Below are 16,574 nucleotides of genomic sequence, written 5' to 3' on the forward strand. Positions count from 1 at the left end.
GCGGCGCGGCTGTCCACATTTCATCGGGTGATGCAACGCAATCAATCTTCTTGACCGCGCTCAATCATGAAATTAAGTCACATCAATATCAACTAAGACTCGCGAACCCGTCGCGACTGGATGAGAGGTTTTCCCCATGGCCGATCCCGATACGCCGTCCGTATTCGTCTCCGGCGAAACCGCGCGCGCGGTTTTCCAATGGCCCGATGCTATCAAGGCGCTGCAACACGCCTATGCTCAGCAGGCCGATCCCGTCGCCCTGCCGCCCCGCACCGTCGCGCGGGGCGGAGGGGCGTGGCTGCGCACCCTGCCAGCCTTGCCGCCGGGCTCGCGCTATTTCGGTGCGAAGCTCATGGGGATGTCGGCCACCGCTCCCGCGCCGGGCGCTGAATATGTGATCGTGCTTTTCGACCGTGAAACGAGCCGCATCGCCGCATTCGTGGATGCGAACATGGTCACCGCCTATCGCACCGCCGCGACCACCGCGGCCGCGCTGGACCGCATCGCTCCGGCGAAGGTCGACCGGCTCGCCGTGCTGGGCAGCGGGCTGGAAGCGGCCATGCATGTCCGCGCCATCGCCAGCGTGCGGGACCTGAGCGAGATCGCGATATTCAGCCCCACGCCGGCGAAGCGCGAAGCCTTTGCGGCGTCCATCCAGGAAGAACTGGGCGTCACCGCCACGGCCTGCGCCAGCCCGGAAGAGGCTGTGCGGGAATCCGGCCTCGTCCTCGCGGCCGCACGTTCGCAAGGGGAGCGCCCGATCCTGTACGGCGACTGGCTGCGGGACGGGGCTGTTGTGGCGTCGATCGGATCGACCGTGCCCGAACAGCGCGAGATCGACATTTCGGTCATCGAGCGCGCCGACCTGATCGTGTGCGACATGGTGGAAGAAGTGCTGGAGGAAACCGGCGACATGATCGCCGCGCATGAAGCGGGCATCGAATTCCATGACAAGTCGTTCGGTCTGTTCGACCTGATGTCGGGCAGTCTCGACAGCCGGGTGCAGGCCGCGCGGAACCCTATGTTCAAATCCGTCGGCGGCGGCCTCCAGGACGTGGTCGTGGCGGGACTCATCCTCACCAAGGCCCTGGAAGCGGGTCTCGCATTGCCGCTTCCGGCCGCCTTCGAAACCAAGCGTTAGAAAAGGATCTGGGACATGCTCAGCTATAATCGCAACGACGCACGGGCATGGGCTCGTGAAAAGCTGGTGGGCGTCGCCAATGTCGTGATGCCGACCATGACGTCGGACTTCACCCGCCTGAACGAGGCGGCGGTCCGCCATGATGTCGAAACGAGCATCCGGCATGGCTTCACCGCGACGCTTGCCTGTTCGGAAGTCGTCATCACGATGGATGAATATGAACAGTTCGTGCGCGTCATGGTGGATCAGGCCGCCGGGCGGATCATCACCGTCCACCATGCCGTGTTCAACTCGCTTGAGGAAAATATCGAAGCGGTGAAGCGGGCGGAACGCGCGGGGGCCGAACTGGTGCTCCTTGGTTATCCGCCTTATTTCTACCCCAAGTCGATGGAAGAGGTTTACGCCTATACCAAGGCATTTTGCGATGCCACCGACATGGCGGTGATGCTTTTCCCCATCCCGACCTGGGGTTTTTCGCATCTCGACCCGGCGGACATCCCGGTTCCCATATTGCGCCGCCTGATCGACGATTGCCCGAACATCGTCGCGATCAAGGCGGAAGGCGGCGCGCCGCTGATCATGGCGCCGATCGAGGTTCATCGCGCCTTCCATGAGGAAGTGGTGATCTCATTCCCCATCGAACATGAATTCATCCCCCTGTCGCAGATCATCCCGGTGCCCTTCTGCGGCACCAACTATTCCGCCTATTTCGGCCCGATGCTGCCCAGGATCTTCAACCTGGTGCAGGAATGCCGGTTCGATGAGGCGACGGCCCTTTATTATTCCATGGACGCGGCGCGCAAAGCCTTTGGCAGCGTGCCGATGGGCGGTGGCGGCCTGCTCAACCGCATGCTATGGAAATATCAGGGCTGGCTCCAGGGATATAATGGCGGTCCGCTCCGCCATCCTACGGCGCGCATCTACACGCGGGAAATGATCATCCTGCGCCGTGGCCTGGAAGCGGCCGGTCTCAACCCGACAACCGATCCCGACGAAGCCTTCTTCGTGGGACGCAATCCTGAATGAGGGCCGCCATGACTGTTCCTGTCAAACTTGATCTTAAAGACCCCGGTCTCCTGCGTCAGGCCATATTGATCGATGGCGAATGGGTTCAGGCGGACGATGGCCGCACGCTGGACGTGCGCAATCCCGCCACCGGGGAATTGATCGCCACGGTGCCGGATGCGGGCGCTGAGGAAACCCGCCGCGCGGTCGCCGCCGCCGAGCGCGCGACGCGGGAATGGAGGAAGGTGCTGCCCAAGGAGCGGTCGCGCATCCTGCGCCGCCTCTACGACCTCATGCTGGAGCATATCGGCGATCTGGCGGTGATCCTGACGGCGGAACAGGGCAAGCCCCTGTCCGAAGCGCATGGCGAACTGCTCTACGCCGCAGGCTTCATCGAATGGTTCGCGGAAGAGGCGAAGCGCGTCTATGGCGACATCATCCCGCAAAATGCGGACAATCGCCGCATCCTGGTCCAGAAGTCGCCGATCGGCGTGTTCGCGGCGATCACGCCGTGGAACTTCCCGGCGGCGATGATCACGCGAAAGGCGGGGCCGGGCTGGGCGGTGGGCTGCGCTGGCGTCATCAAGCCCGCCAGCCAGACGCCGCTGTCCGCGCTCGCGCTGGGCGTGCTGGCCGAGCGCGCCGGTCTGCCGAAGGGCGTCTGCAACATCGTCACCGGATCGGCGCGGGCGATCGGCGGCGAACTCACCGGCAGCCCCATCGTACGCAAACTGTCCTTCACCGGATCGACCGAAGTCGGCGCCCTGCTGCTGGCCCAATGCGCGCCCACCATCAAGAAGACCAGCATGGAACTGGGCGGCAATGCGCCCTTCATCGTCTTCGACGACGCCGATCTGGAAAGCGCAGTGAAGGGCGCGCTCATGGCCAAATACCGCAATACCGGCCAGGCCTGCATCGCGGCGAACCGCCTGCTCGTCCAGTCCGGCATCTATGACGCGTTCGCGCAGCGCCTTGCCGAGGAAACCGCGAAGCGGAAGGTGGGCAACGGCATGGAGGATGGTGTCGTGCAGGGGCCGCTCATCGACGAAAACGCGGTGGCGAAGGTCGAGGAGCATGTGGCCGACGCCGTGGCGAAGGGCGCGGAGGTGCGCGCAGGCGGCAAGCGGCATGCGCTGGGCGGCACCTTCTTCGAACCCACGGTGCTGACCAATGTCCCGCGCGATGCGATGATCTTCGCCGATGAGACCTTCGGTCCCATTGCGCCGTTGTTCCGCTTCGAAACCGAAGAGGAAGCGGTCGCGCTCGCCAATGACACGCCCTTCGGCCTTGCTTCCTACATTTACGCGCGTGACGTGGGCCGCATCTTCCGCGTCAGCGAAGCGCTGGAATTCGGCATGGTCGGCGTGAATGAGGGGCTGATTTCCACCGAGGTCGCGCCCTTTGGCGGGGTCAAGGCCTCCGGCCTCGGCCGCGAAGGATCGAAATATGGCATCGATGACTATCTGGAGATCAAATATATCGCTCTAGGCGGCCTCTGAGCGCGCTGACGGGGAGCGGAAGGGAGCGCCCGCACGCGCGGCTCATCTTCCCTCCCGGACGCGCGCAGCGGATGGTTCAAGAATGCTTGCTCCCTTAACCGTTCGTGTGTACGGTTAACTCGGTTCTTCCCCATAAGGGCAGTTAACGCCCGCCGAAGGACCGGCAGATATAAGGAGAGGCGCGGCGCCGACGCCTCCCCGGCAGATAAAATTCGGGCGCAGTGAAAAGAGTCCGGTTTCATCGGAATCGGCTGGGAGAGGTGGAAAATGGCCATGAGCTTTCGATCTGGAAAGCCAGAACGGCACGCGCCTGAGCAAGAGCGCGCCGCTTCGTCAGGGGGGCGGCCATGCATCTGAATGGCCTCGACCTCAATCTCCTCGTCTTGCTCGATGCGCTTCTGAACGAGCGCAACGTCACGCGGGCGTCCGAACGCCTCCACGTCTCCCAGCCAGCGATGAGTTTCGCGCTGCAAAAGCTGCGCTTCCACTTCTCCGATCCGCTGCTGGAACGGATCGGGCGGCAGATGGAGCTTACGCCTCGCGCCCGCATGCTGGTGGGGCCGCTCAAGGAGATATTGTTCGATGTGCGCGCGCTCCTCAGCGATGGCGACAGCTTCCAGCCTGCCGAAGCGCAACGCACCTTCAAGGTGGTGATGTCCAATAGCTGCGCCGAGATTTTCGGGGTTCAGCTGGTCGATGAGATCGTTTCCGCCGGACCGGGGCTGAACTGTGAGATTGATGAACTGTCGATGGACACGCTGACGCGCCTGCATGATGGTCAGATCGATGCCTGCGTCACTCTTCCGCACAGCGCGCTGTTCGACCCCGCCTATCGCCGGGACGATGTGTGCGAGCAGTTGCTGTTCCATGACCGCTTCATCCTCGCCGGGTCCAGAAGCAATCCCCTGCTGAACCGCCCGATCAGCTACCCGGAATTCTGCCAGCAGGTCTTTGTCGACGTGCGCTTCGGCGGCCGTCTGGTCAGCAATATCGAACTGGCATTGCGCAAGCAGATGGAGCGGCCCCGGATCGGCGGATGCGTGCCCACCTTCTTCCACGCGCTTTCGATGGTGAGCGGCACGGACATGGTGACGATCGTCCCGCACCGCCTTTTCGAAATTCACAAGGATTATCTCCAGCTCAAGGCGCTGCCCGCGCCGATTGAGCTTCTGGAACTGAATGAAACGGCCATGTGGCACCCCCGGTCGGAAGCGGACCCAGGGCATCGCTGGCTAAGGGACGTCATGTCGGCGGTGGCCGAACGCATGCCCGCGACGGCAGAGCCGCTTGGCATGGACCCGCCGGTGCGGCGCACTCTTCAGGCTGTGGCCGATTGCGGCACGAAACCGCGCGCGGTTGCGGGCGGCCGCCCGTGATCGCCGCTATCAGGATGCAAGGACGAACATGATAGAATTTGCTGGAGACGTCGCCATAGTGACCGGCGCCGGGGGCGGCATTGGCGCTGCAAGCGCGCAACTGCTGGCAGCGCGGGGCGCCAGGGTCGTGGTGGCCGACATCGCGCTGGAAGCGGCGGAGGCCGTTGCCCACGCCATCGCCGGTCAGGGTGGCGATGCGATCGCGCTTCCCTTCGACCTGCATGACGAAACCAGCATCGAACGGCTGATTGCCCGGTCGCACGATCATTTTGGGTCCATCGGCATCCTGCACGCCAATGCCGCCGATCTGTCGCCTGACCTGAACGGCAGGGATGGCGCGATCGCCGACATGGATGCCCAGGTCTGGGATCGTATTTTCGGGGCCAATTGCAAGGGCACGATGCTGTGCAGCAAATATGTGCTTCCGCATCTGCTGGCGGCCGGGGGCGGCGCGATCGTCAATACCGGCTCGGCCCTTTCCCTGCGCGGCAATCTCGTCCAATCGGCCTATTCGGCGAGCAAGCTCGCCCTTGTCCAGCTTACCCGGTCGGTCGCCACGCAATATGGCAAGGATGGCGTTCGCTGCAATGCCGTCCTGCCGGGCCTGACGCGTTCGCCCGCCGTCGTCGCGGCGTTCCACCCGGCGATCTTTGAACTGGAGCTGGAGGAAACGCTGACCCCCATGCTTGCCGAACCTGTGGACATCGCCAACGCCGCCGTGTTCCTGGCTTCGTCTGCCGCGCGCATGATCACGGGCCAGATCCTGGTCGTGGACGGCGGGGAGGGCGCTCACGTGCCGGGAATAGGGAAAGTGCGCGAAACGCTCCTTCACGGGCAGATGATCAATTCCTGACAGCGCATATGAGGAGGCATGGCAATGAGTGAACAGGCGCGGACCAGCCAAGGCAAGGTGGAAGGCCGCCTCGCCGGAAAGGTAGCCATGCTGACGGGCGTCGCAGGCGGGCAGGGCAGGGAAGCCGCGCTTCTGTTCGCCAGGGCCGGGGCGGCGGTCTTCGGGTGCGACATCAATGAAGACGGGCTGCGGCAAACCCGCGCGCTGGCGGAGGCGGAAGGGCTGACGCTCGATCTCGACGTTGCTGACGCCACCAATCCTGAACAGATGAAGCGCTGGGCCGATGCCGTGGTCCAGAAGCAGGGCGGGATCGATATCCTTTACAATAATGGCGGGTCGGCCCGGTTCGCGCCGTTCGCAGAAACCAGCATCGAAATGTGGCATGACAATCTGCGCGTCGAACTCGATGTCATCTTCGTGCCGACGCAGGCGGTCTGGCCGCATATGATCAAGCGGGGCGGCGGCAGCATCATCAATATCGGGTCGATCAGCGGCATGGGCGGCGCTGAACCGATTGAAGGCGTCGGCGCGCTCGCGCACGGCACCGCCAAGAGCGGCGTCATCGCCATGTCGCGCCAGCTTGCGGTCGAGGGCGCGCCCCACTGGATTCGGGTGAACGCCATTTCCCCCGGCATCATCGCCACGCCCGCCACGCAGCCGCTGCTGCGCGAAAAGCCAAGGCTCAAGGCCTTTTTCGAGGATTCCTCCGCACTTGCGCGCCTCGGCAGCCCGGCCGACGTAGTCTATACGGGCCTGTTCCTGGCCTCCGACGAAGCCGCCTATATCACCGGCGCGAATATTCCGGTCGACGGCGGGGCCACGGCGCGGCTCAGCCTCACCTTCCGGGGGTAGGCTGTCTGCGTCCGGCGCGCGGCGGCGTTCGGCTCCCGCGCCGGGGTTCAGGCATAACCCGGTTCGATATATCCGATCAGCCACATATATTTGTGGGCTCACAGTCCCGATGCTAGCCTCCACTTCCGTAACTGGCCCTTGCTGCGCGGTCAGGAAATGGAGGCCAAGTCCTGGCGGCATGGCGCGGGCAATTGCCAGCGCCGGTGGCAAGTCGCGCGCGCGGCGGGCATTTTCATGAATTTCACTTTTGCGATTGGATGAAGATCGATGAACAATATCCCGGACCAGAAATCCTATATTCGCGCGCAACCCCAACCTGTGCCGGAAGGGGCGCAAACCATCCAGATCGCCATGCGGGACGGCGTCGAGCTTGCGGCGGACCTTTACAGGGCCGACCTCGACATCCCGGCCGCGACCATCCTCATTCGCACGCCCTATGACAAGGGCGGCTTCCCCGGCATGGGGAAGATCGCGCGGCTGTTCGTGGCGCATGGCTATAATGTCGTCATTCAGGATGTGCGCGGCCGCTTCCGTTCAGGCGGCGCGACCGAATATATGATTCACGAGCCCGATGACGGCTATGACACGATCGACTGGATTGCAAAGCAGCCGTGGAGCGACGGTTCGGTCGGCATGTGGGGAACGTCCTATATCGGCTTCACCCAGATCGCGGCGCTTTCCTCGGATCATCCCGCGCTGAAGTGCATCGCGCCGCGCCTGACCGGTTCCAATCTCGGCCTTCCGGTGATCGCCCCGGACGGTTCCGAAGATGTCGAGCATGTCGTCAACCGCTGGTATTTCGGCCAATGCTATAACGACAATTTCCTCTATATCGGGCGGCTCCCCTGGCATCAGCGTCCCTGGAAGAAGATGATGGAGGGCTTTTTCGAAACGGTCGGCCAATGGTCGGCGGATTTCGAAAAGTCCTTCGAAAAGGATTTCCCCTCGCGCGCGCCCAGCCTGGCGTCGCTGATCGCCAATCCCATCCCGACCCTGTTCACCGTTGGCTATTACGACCTGTGCGCCCCCGCCGCATGGCAGGATATTGAGGCGCTTTCCGCCGCTCCCGCCTGGGCGGGCAAGCTCTTTCTCCGCCTCGAAGCGGTGGATCATGAAGGCTATAATGTCGAACAGGCGCCCTTCGGACCGGAGGACTGGTACACGCACAATCCCGTCGCGCTGGAAAAATTCATCCGCCGCGCGGTCGATCCGACGATCCCCTTCTACAATCGCCATCTGCGCGGGCTGGGCGAAGGCGTCCCGCCGGTGCAATATGAGATCGGCAGGACCGGCTGGAAAGCGAGCGAGGCCTGGCCCCCCGCCCACACGCGCCGGGTCCGCTTCTACCTGTCCGGCAACAATGACGCGCAGGGTCTGTTGGGCGAAACGCCGCCCGAACGGGACTTCGCGCGCTGGCGTCATGACGGCGAAAATCTCGTGCCTTCGATCGCTGCGAGCGCAGAGCAGCCCTGCGGTCCCGGCTCGACCACGGTGCTGATGGCCTGGCCGGATCTTGCGCCGCTTGGCGACCGGCCCGACGTGCTCGCTTTCGGCAGCAAGCCGGTGGCGGACGACCTCCTGATTACCGGCGCGGTGACGCTGAAAGGGCGGCTCGCCTCCACGCTGGAAAGCGCCGACATCTTCGCCCGCCTGCTCGACCAGGCCCCCGATGGGACCGCCCATCTCATCACGCGCGGCCAGGTCCGGCTCAAGACCCGGCCCGTCAGCAAAACGGCGGACGGCGGCGTCATTCAGGAACATGCGACGCCCTTCACCGTGACGGTGGGGCAGACCGCCTATAAGCTTCCCGCCGGTCACCGGCTGTTGCTGCATATCTTCAGCAGCGACTTTCCCGAATATACGGCCAATGGCGGCGGCGTCGATCCCTGGCTTATCGAGGACGTGCCGTCCGGCACGCATATTCTGGAATTCGGCCCGGCGACGGGAGCCATCCTCGACATCGACGTCGCCGCCTCGCCTGAGGCCGTGCGCGCCGCCTTCGCCTGAAACCCCCTATCGAATGGAGCCACCTCATGGCGGAATATAAAGACAAGCTTGCCTATATCACCGGGTCGGCAAGCGGGATCGGGCGCGGACTGGCGCTCGCCTTTGCGAAGCGGGGCAGCGCGCTGGCGCTCGCCGATGTGTCGGAAGCAGGGCTTGAGGAAACGAAGGCGCTCGCCCTCGCGGCTGGCGCGCCCAAGGTGACGACGCATCTGTGCGACGTCAGCGCGATCCACCAGATCGAACGCGTGGCGAAGGAGGTGCTGGACGCGCATGGCGACGTGCATTTCCTCTGCGCCAATGCGGGCATCGGCATCGCCGGCATTCCCTTCAGTTCGGTGACGCAGCGCGAGGTCCGCTGGGTGATGGACGTCAACACCATCGGCGTCTACGAAACCGTTCGCTCCCTGCTCCCGTCCATGCTCGCCCATGGACAGCCGGGCCATATCCTCTGCACCTCCTCGCTGGCCGGGCTGCTGACGCCGCCGGGATGGCATCACGGCATCTATTCCGCGAGCAAGTTCGGCGTCGCCGCCCTGGCGCAGGGCATGCGGGACGAAATCGGCGACCGGCCGATCAAGGTTTCCAGCATCTATCCCGGCATGGTGCGCACCAATATCTCGAACACCTTCCGTTCGCTACGGCCCACGGGCGGGGTAGCGCCGCAGCTGCCCGAAGGTCTCGACATGAACGTCGCCATTCCGCCGGAGCAGGCCGCCGAGATCATCCTGGCCGCCGCCGAGGCGGGCGTGGAGGACATCTGCACTCACCCGGACGAAGCGCGGGAAATGCATGAAGCCTACAGCCAGCGGGTAAAGGCAGGCATCGCCGCATCCGCCGCGGCGATCGAGCGGCTCAGCAAGGCAGAGGCGGAATTGCCCGCCTGATCCCGCAATGATGTTCCGGCCGCATGGCCGGACAATCCAGTAGCATGGTCCAGTTCATGGCTCATCCGGTTCATCTTTCCGATGGATCGGGCGAGCCATGAATATGTCATTGTCCTTCATGACAACCGATCATTGTTATGGAACATTGCAAATCCGCCATCTGTCGAGATGATGCCATAAATAACTAACTTATATTGGACCAATTCTGTCCTGTTCCTAACATCCCCGCAAAACATCATTTACCGGGGAGGACAGCCATGAAAATGGGCAAGGTTTCATTGAACGCCATCGCCTGGGCGTTCGCATTTTCCACACCAGCTTTCGCTCAGCAGAATGCCGCCGATCCTGCCAGCACGCAGGCCGCGGCAGAGGCTGCGTCCCCCTCTTCGCCCGGCGGCATTCAGGACATTGTGGTGACCGCCCAGCGCCGTTCGGAGAATCTTCAGCGCGCCGCGATCGCCGTGACCGCGGTCAATGGCGACGCCCTGCGCGCCGCTGGCGTGTCCGATCCCAAGGCGCTGACCACGCTCGTTCCCTCGCTTCAGGTCGCGGGCAATAATGGCGCATACACGCAATTCTACCTGCGCGGCGTCGGCAATGTGAACGCCAATCCACTGACGGAATCCGCGATCGCGTTCAACTATGACGGCGTCTATATCGGGCGGCCCAATTCGACCACAGGCTATTTCTACGATCTGGAACGTGTCGAGGTTCTCAAGGGGCCTCAGGGCACATTATATGGCCGCAACGCGACCGGCGGCGCGATCAACGTCATCACCCGCAAGCCCGATTTCGCCTTCGGTGCGGATGCCAGCGCCGAATATGGCAATTATGATGCGGTAAGGCTCGACGGCGCGCTCAATGTTCCGCTTTCGCCGGTTGCGGCCATTCGCGCTGCGGGCATCTTCGTTCGCCATGACGGCTATATGAAGGACGGCACCGACGACCAGCATGATTATGGCGGCCGCATTCAATTGCGGGTGAATCCAAGTGATGATCTGGAGATATTGCTGTCCGCCGACTATTTCCATCAGGGCGGCCGGGGAGCAGGCGGCACGCCGGTCGATCTGGGCATCGACAATCGCTACGGGATCAATTCGCCGGAAGGACAGGCCTTCTACCATTCTCTGCCCAACGTCCTTGGCGGCAGGAACTTTCTGTCCGTTGCCGATAACCAGTATCAAAGGAACAATTTCTGGGGCGTTTCGGCGAACCTCAGCTATTCGACCGATGCCGGCACGTTCACGATCATACCCGCTTACCGGCGATCCAGCCTCGACAATGTCAGCACGACGGACGGCTTCTGGATCTACGACCGGGAGAAGAATGAGCAGACGAGCGTCGAGGCCCGTTATGCAAGCCCGGAAAGCAACCCCCTGCGGCTGCTCGTCGGCGCTTATTATTATAATGAAGACAATCATGTTCCCACCTATCTGGTGAACCATCAGTTCGACCATTATCAGGCGCAATTCGCGTCCACGCTTGACAGCTATGCAGGCTTTGCGCGGCTGACCTATGCTCTCAGGGATAATGTCCGCGTCACCGGCGGCATCCGCTACACGCATGAGCGCAAGACGCTGAAAGCCAATCTCCAGACGATCGACCGCGTCTGCCTCGCCCAATATCCCAATTGCCCGGACGCGGTGCCCTTCCCCTATGACACCGCGCCCATCCCGGTCACGCGCCTACCGGACGGCACGATCGCGCCCGTGCCCGGCGCTGATGGAACGCTTCAGGTGGGCACGGAAATCACCCAGGACGGGGCCGCCAGGTTCAACCGGGTCACGTGGCGCGCTGGCGCCGACTGGGACATCACGCCCCGGAACCTGCTCTATGCGAGCTTTGAAACCGGCTTCAAATCAGGCGGCTTCTTCCTGAGCGGGGATGAAGGCGTGTTCAAGCCGGAAACCATCAAGGCCTGGACCGTGGGATCGAAGAACCGCTTCTTCGACAATCGCCTGCAACTGAATCTTGAGGCCTTTTACTGGCGCTACACCGACCAGCAGGTGAGCCACCTTGCACGGGATTCTGCGGGCACCACCATTTTCGCGACGGAAAATGTCGGCCGCGCCAGCTTCAAGGGCGTCGAACTGGAAGCCCAGTTCAAGCCGCTCAGGAACACGCTGCTCACCGCCGATGTCCTTTATCTCGACGCCCGGTACAAGGATTTCGTCTATTCGGTCCCCAATCTGGGCGCGCCGCCCGCATCCGGCTGCGCGGTCGGCGCGCTGGTCGGCAATTCCTACTCCGTCGATTGCAGCGGCAGGAGGCCGCCCCAGGCGCCCGTGTGGACGATCAACCTGGGCGCGCAGCAAACCGTTCCTCTTGCCAATGACGCGAACATCGTCCTCAATGTGCGGACGCATTATCAATCCTCCTCCCTGACCGCACTCGACTTCGTGGCTGATGAATATCAGCAGGGTTATTGGATGAGCGACGCGCAGTTGACCTATAATGCGGCGGGCGGACGCTGGTATGCGGCGGCCTTCATCAACAATATCGAAAATACGACCGTCATGGGCAATGGCTGGCAACTGCCCTTCTCCGCAGCGTCTAACGTGATCGCGATCCTGCGCGCGCCCCGAACCTATGGCGGGCGGATCGGCGTGCGTTTCTGATCCGGCTCTTGATTGTTCCCCTGATCAGGAAGGGCATATTTGCTGGTGACCCGCGTCCGCCTTTGCACGTATAGCAGGCGAGAGGCGCGAAGGCGGACGGGCGGGTCACAGGGAATGAGCCAGAAGATGAAAGAGACCTCCGGGCCCGCGGTCAAAAGCGACGTCCGCGCCACGCGAAACAAGGCGGCGTCGATCGAACAGATACTGGATACCGCCGAAGAACTGTTTTCCTGCCATTCCTATGACGAAGTCTCGACCCGGATGATCAGCAGCCGGGCGGGATTTTCGCTGGGCCTGCTCACCTATTATTTCGCGACGAAGGACATTCTGCTCGACGCCGTGCTTGCCCGCCGGGCCACGATGCTGGATGAAGCAAGGCGCGCCTCCTTCGCGCGGCTTCCGGCATCACCCAGCCTGGAACAGGTGTTCGACGCCTTCGCCCGCCCGGTGCTTGACCTCATGACCAACGGCGATGCTGGCTGGCGCGCTTATGGGCGTCTGCTCGCGCGGATGCATCAGGACCCTCGCTGGGCCGCGCTTTTGCTGAAGCATTTCGGGGCCGTCGGACGCGTGGCGATCGAGCGGATCATGGCCGCCGAGCCGTCCCTCAGCCTGGAAACGGCCCAGCGCGGCTTCACCTATGCGCTGTCGGTGATGATGGGCACGTTTGAAATAGACGGGCTGCTCGACCTCGTGTCGGAAGGCCGGATGAGCGGAGAGGATATCTCCGCCGCTTACCCCTCTCTCCTGTCCTATATCGTCGGCGGGTTTCAGGCGCTTGCCGGTTACCGGCTGGTACGTCCGCAGCCGCTCTCAAGCGCCAAGGGGTGATCAAGGTCACCATAAGACCTGCTTATTCCATCTACCAAAAACAAATGATTTGAGCTTCGCCGGTTTTCCGGCGACGGTCGGGCATAGCCGCAGGAGCAATGGGTCATGTGCGGGTGCCGGTTCAACCGCACGCGCCCGCACTGGCTATCGTTCGGATGGCGGCGCTCTGCTCTAATATCAGGGCAGAACGGGCAAGAGGATGCGGAGGGGATGGTGAAAGACAACAGGATTCTGGTCATTGGCGGCGGTATCGGCGGCCTGAGCGCGGCCATCGGATTGCATCAGAAGGGCTTCGACGTCGATGTCGTCGAACTGAGCACTGATTGGCGCGTCTATCATGTCGGCATCATCGTCCAGGCCAATTTCGTGCGCGCCCTGGCAGCATTGGACCTGGGTGACGAGGCCGTTGCGGCGGGCTTTCCCTATAAGGGCTGGAAATTCCTCGACATGGCGGGGGAGGAGATTGCGGAGCTGCCTGGTGACTCGACGGTGACCGCGCCCTATCCCGCCGATCTGGGCCTGACCCGTCCCGCGCTCCACAAGGTCCTGACCGGCAAGGTGAAGGCGCTGGGCATTCCGGTGCGTCTTGGCGTCACCTTCGAAACGATCGAAGATCGCGGCGACGGGGTAGATGTCCGCTTCACCGATGGAACTACCGGCCGATATGATCTGGTGATCGGCGCAGACGGAGCGTATTCGAAGACGCGCAATATAGTCTTCCCTGATGCACCCAGGCCCCGCTATACTGGTCAGGGCGTATGGAGATACAATGTGCCGCGCCCCAAGGACTTGGAATGGTTCCACCTCTACATGCATGAAGATGGCCACACCGCTGGCTATTGTCCCCTGACGCAGGACACCATGTATATCATGACGGTGACCGAGGAACCGGGCAATCCCCATTTCCCGCCCGAAAGCCTCGCCGATGAGATGCGCAAGCGTCTCGCTGGCTTCGGCGGCCTGCTTGGCGAGTTGGCGAGGCGCATCACGGAGCCGGAGCTTGTTGTCTACCGGCCCCTTGAGGTCTGCATGCTGCCCTCCCCATGGTATAAAGGGCGCATCCTCCTGATCGGCGACGCCGCGCACAGCGCCACGCCGCATCTGGGCCAGGGCGCGGCCATGGCCATCGAGGATTCGGTCGCGCTCGCCGACGAACTGTCGCGCGACGAAGCGCCGCTGGCGGACAAGCTCGCAAGGTTCATGACGCGCCGCTTCGAACGCGCGAACCTGGTGGGGCAAACATCGATCAAGCTCGGCGAATGGCAGATGAACCCGGCGGCCGCGGAACAGTCCCAGGCCGAGGTCACGGCGCAGATGCGGGCCAAATTGCTCGAACCGATTTGAGCACTCGAAAGAACCTATTTCACTCAGTAGCAGGAGGATGTGTGTTGGCGGGCCTTCTACTGGAAATATAAGGGCCAGCAGCAAAGCTATTTCTCCGCAACCTCCATTCCGGGCTATTTCACTTTCGCAACCGTGAATGCGGGCAAGGCGCGGATCTTCGGCATCGACGCGGATATCGCCTTTCGCCCGACCGATGCCGATACGTTCAATCTCCAGGTCGAATATATCAACACCAAATATCAGAAGTTCACCATCACCAACTACACCTCGCTTGGGCCGCCAGTGACGGGTTGCGATATCGGGCCGCTCAGCCCGGATGGGGCCACGCGCCCGATCGACTGCGCCGGTTTTCCGCTTGTCCGCACGCCCAAATGGAGCGGCACGGCGAGCTACTCGCATCGCTTTGATCTGAGCAGCGGCTTCGCGATCGAACCGGGCGCGAGCGTGCAGTTCGCCTCCTCAAGCTGGCTTTCGGTCGAATATCTGGGCACGGAGCGGCAGGACGCCTATGCGATGCTCGATGCCTCGCTCGCCTTCTACGCGCCGGGCAACCAGCTATCGCTGACGGTCTTTGCGAGAAACCTCACCAATGAAGCGGTGATCACCCAGGCCAACCGGCACCTGTTCATCCATCCCGCCCCAGCCAACCCCAATGGCGGCGCTGACGGGCTGATCGTCGGCAGCATTCGCGCACCCCGCACCTACGGCGCGCGCCTGAGATATAATTTCTGATGGCCATGGAGGCGCCGATGGTCCGCCTGAACGGGGGCAGGGACCATCAGCGCCTTCGCCGGACGGCGAGCCTTTCGAATGACGAAAATTGCAGAACTGAGGAGTTGAAGATGGTCACGACTGAATATGCTCGAAAGGCAACCGCCGCACCCGACCCAGCGGAAATACCCTATATCACCAGCGACCCGCTGAACCGCGAAGCCATCCTGAACGCCACCGCCGTCGACAAGGAAATTCAGGCTGCCGGGCCGATGGTCTGGCTCGATCATCATAAGATGTGGGCCACCGCTCGCTATGATCTGGTCAAGGCGATCCTTCAGGATTGGGAGACCTTCTCCTCCGCGCAGCGGCCTTTTGAAAGCCCCGACATTCCCATTCCGCAGATCGCGGTCAGCGAGGACCCGCCGTCGCACACCGACACGCGGCGCGCTCTAAACTGGATTCTCGCCCCCGCCGTCATACGCACCTTGAAAAGCGATTTCGAAGCGGCGGCCCGCGCAGCCGTCGATCGCGTCGTTGACGCGAAGGGCATCGATATCGTCGAGGGTCTGGTGAGGCCCTATATCTTCAAGGTGTTCGGAGACGCGATGGGGTTGCGCCCCGATGGACGGGAGAATCTGTCGCTGTTCGGCGCCGCCGCGATCAATGCTTTTGGTCCGACCACCGACTTCATGATCCAGTTCTTCGAAGAAGCCAGGGAGGCAGCGGTCTGGGTCCAGGGGCAGTGCAATCCCGAAGCCCTGGCTCCCGGCAGCATCGGCGCGCGTGTGTTCGAAGCAGCCGATCGCGGCGACATGACGCATGACCGCGCGGCGACATTGGTGCTGGCGCTGCTCACGGCGGGCACCGACACCACCATCGGCGTGCTCACCAATATGTTCTACGGCTTCTCGCAGTTCCCGGATCAATGGACCGTGCTGCGCAACAATCCAGATCTCGCCCTCAGCGCTTTCGAGGAGGGCCACCGCTGGCTCAGCCCCGGCCGCTGGCTGGGCCGCGTCGCGGTGCGCGATACCGAACTGGCGGGCGCCCATATCCACAAGGGCGATCCGGTTCTGATCTTCGCCACAATGGCGAACCGCGACCCCACGGTCTGGGACGAGCCGGACCGGTTCGACATCACCCGCAAGTTCGGCAAGCATCTCTCCTTTGGCACCGGCATCCACAATTGCGCGGGCCAGATGCTGGCGCGCGAGGAGGCGGTGGCGTTGATCCGCGCCATGGCGGAAAAGATCGAACGTATCGAACTCGCGGGCGAGCCGGAGGTGATGATATCGGCCTTCCAGACCTTCGATCATCTGCCGATGAATTTCCACGCCGCTTCCTGAACTTACGCTCGACAGGCAAGCGTTTCCATAAGGGGGCGGAAAGGCTGACCCGGCCGCCGATGCGATGCAGATGGCGCCGGGCAGCCGATCTGAACGATTTCATT

13 protein-coding genes are annotated in these 16,574 nt (G+C 62.8%); all 13 read left to right on the top strand.

The window, feature by feature from the left end; genetic code table 11:
- The first annotated feature begins 136 nt into the window (after positions 1-136).
- The 13 genes from ET21_RS0119570 (at position 137) to ET21_RS0119635 (ending at position 16,470) form a co-directional block, all read left to right on the top strand.
- Positions 137-1,141, top strand: coding sequence for an ornithine cyclodeaminase family protein (locus tag ET21_RS0119570; RefSeq protein ID WP_030540980.1), 1,005 nt, complete (start codon positions 137-139; stop codon positions 1,139-1,141).
- Between the two features lie 15 nt (positions 1,142-1,156).
- Positions 1,157-2,167: a dihydrodipicolinate synthase family protein gene (locus ET21_RS0119575; RefSeq protein WP_030540981.1), complete on the top strand. Its 1,011-nt coding sequence runs from the start codon at positions 1,157-1,159 to the stop codon at positions 2,165-2,167.
- A gap of 8 nt (positions 2,168-2,175) precedes the next feature.
- Positions 2,176-3,645 carry an NAD-dependent succinate-semialdehyde dehydrogenase gene (locus tag ET21_RS0119580; protein WP_030540982.1) on the top strand — a complete coding sequence of 490 codons (1,470 nt, stop codon included), beginning with the start codon at positions 2,176-2,178 and terminating at the stop codon, positions 3,643-3,645.
- A 347-nt stretch (positions 3,646-3,992) separates the two neighbouring features.
- Positions 3,993-5,021, top strand: a complete 1,029-nt coding sequence (locus ET21_RS0119585; RefSeq protein ID WP_051768251.1) for a LysR family transcriptional regulator — start codon at positions 3,993-3,995, stop codon at positions 5,019-5,021.
- Between the two features lie 28 nt (positions 5,022-5,049).
- Positions 5,050-5,874 (top strand): SDR family NAD(P)-dependent oxidoreductase, encoded by an 825-nt coding sequence (locus ET21_RS0119590; RefSeq protein ID WP_030540984.1) that lies wholly within the window; start codon positions 5,050-5,052, stop codon positions 5,872-5,874.
- Positions 5,875-5,898: 24 nt separating this feature from the next.
- Positions 5,899-6,726 (top strand): SDR family NAD(P)-dependent oxidoreductase, encoded by an 828-nt coding sequence (locus ET21_RS0119595; protein WP_021239033.1) that lies wholly within the window; start codon positions 5,899-5,901, stop codon positions 6,724-6,726.
- 267 nt (positions 6,727-6,993) lie between these two features.
- Positions 6,994-8,733, top strand: coding sequence for a CocE/NonD family hydrolase (locus tag ET21_RS0119605; RefSeq protein ID WP_030540985.1), 1,740 nt, complete (start codon positions 6,994-6,996; stop codon positions 8,731-8,733).
- Between the two features lie 26 nt (positions 8,734-8,759).
- Positions 8,760-9,617: an SDR family oxidoreductase gene (locus ET21_RS0119610; RefSeq protein WP_051768252.1), complete on the top strand. Its 858-nt coding sequence runs from the start codon at positions 8,760-8,762 to the stop codon at positions 9,615-9,617.
- A 257-nt stretch (positions 9,618-9,874) separates the two neighbouring features.
- A complete protein-coding gene (locus ET21_RS0119615; RefSeq protein WP_030540987.1) occupies positions 9,875-12,235 on the top strand; it encodes a TonB-dependent receptor in 2,361 nt (786 codons plus the stop codon).
- A gap of 126 nt (positions 12,236-12,361) precedes the next feature.
- Positions 12,362-13,066 (top strand): TetR/AcrR family transcriptional regulator, encoded by a 705-nt coding sequence (locus tag ET21_RS26750; protein WP_162180719.1) that lies wholly within the window; start codon positions 12,362-12,364, stop codon positions 13,064-13,066.
- 210 nt (positions 13,067-13,276) lie between these two features.
- Positions 13,277-14,410: an FAD-dependent monooxygenase gene (locus ET21_RS0119625; RefSeq protein WP_030540989.1), complete on the top strand. Its 1,134-nt coding sequence runs from the start codon at positions 13,277-13,279 to the stop codon at positions 14,408-14,410.
- Positions 14,411-14,449: 39 nt separating this feature from the next.
- Positions 14,450-15,142, top strand: a complete 693-nt coding sequence (locus ET21_RS0119630) for a TonB-dependent receptor (RefSeq protein ID WP_030540990.1) — start codon at positions 14,450-14,452, stop codon at positions 15,140-15,142.
- A gap of 110 nt (positions 15,143-15,252) precedes the next feature.
- Positions 15,253-16,470, top strand: coding sequence for a cytochrome P450 (locus tag ET21_RS0119635; protein WP_162180720.1), 1,218 nt, complete (start codon positions 15,253-15,255; stop codon positions 16,468-16,470).
- The last annotated feature ends 104 nt before the right edge of the window (positions 16,471-16,574 follow it).

The organism is Sphingobium sp. DC-2, assembly GCF_000722555.1.
Lineage (GTDB): Bacteria > Pseudomonadota > Alphaproteobacteria > Sphingomonadales > Sphingomonadaceae > Sphingobium > Sphingobium quisquiliarum.

What these genes read in the sequence shown, in the direction of transcription:
- ET21_RS0119585 (WP_051768251.1), top strand. Translation starts at nt 3,993, where the DNA reads ATGCATCTGAATGGCCTCGACCTCAATCTCCTCGTCTTGCTCGATGCG.
- ET21_RS0119615 (WP_030540987.1), top strand. Translation starts at nt 9,875, where the DNA reads ATGAAAATGGGCAAGGTTTCATTGAACGCCATCGCCTGGGCGTTCGCA.
- ET21_RS0119580 (WP_030540982.1), top strand. Translation starts at nt 2,176, where the DNA reads ATGACTGTTCCTGTCAAACTTGATCTTAAAGACCCCGGTCTCCTGCGT.
- ET21_RS0119590 (WP_030540984.1), top strand. Translation starts at nt 5,050, where the DNA reads ATGATAGAATTTGCTGGAGACGTCGCCATAGTGACCGGCGCCGGGGGC.
- ET21_RS0119635 (WP_162180720.1), top strand. Translation starts at nt 15,253, where the DNA reads ATGGTCACGACTGAATATGCTCGAAAGGCAACCGCCGCACCCGACCCA.
- ET21_RS0119595 (WP_021239033.1), top strand. Translation starts at nt 5,899, where the DNA reads ATGAGTGAACAGGCGCGGACCAGCCAAGGCAAGGTGGAAGGCCGCCTC.
- ET21_RS26750 (WP_162180719.1), top strand. Translation starts at nt 12,362, where the DNA reads ATGAAAGAGACCTCCGGGCCCGCGGTCAAAAGCGACGTCCGCGCCACG.
- ET21_RS0119605 (WP_030540985.1), top strand. Translation starts at nt 6,994, where the DNA reads ATGAACAATATCCCGGACCAGAAATCCTATATTCGCGCGCAACCCCAA.
- ET21_RS0119610 (WP_051768252.1), top strand. Translation starts at nt 8,760, where the DNA reads ATGGCGGAATATAAAGACAAGCTTGCCTATATCACCGGGTCGGCAAGC.
- ET21_RS0119570 (WP_030540980.1), top strand. Translation starts at nt 137, where the DNA reads ATGGCCGATCCCGATACGCCGTCCGTATTCGTCTCCGGCGAAACCGCG.
- ET21_RS0119625 (WP_030540989.1), top strand. Translation starts at nt 13,277, where the DNA reads ATGGTGAAAGACAACAGGATTCTGGTCATTGGCGGCGGTATCGGCGGC.
- ET21_RS0119575 (WP_030540981.1), top strand. Translation starts at nt 1,157, where the DNA reads ATGCTCAGCTATAATCGCAACGACGCACGGGCATGGGCTCGTGAAAAG.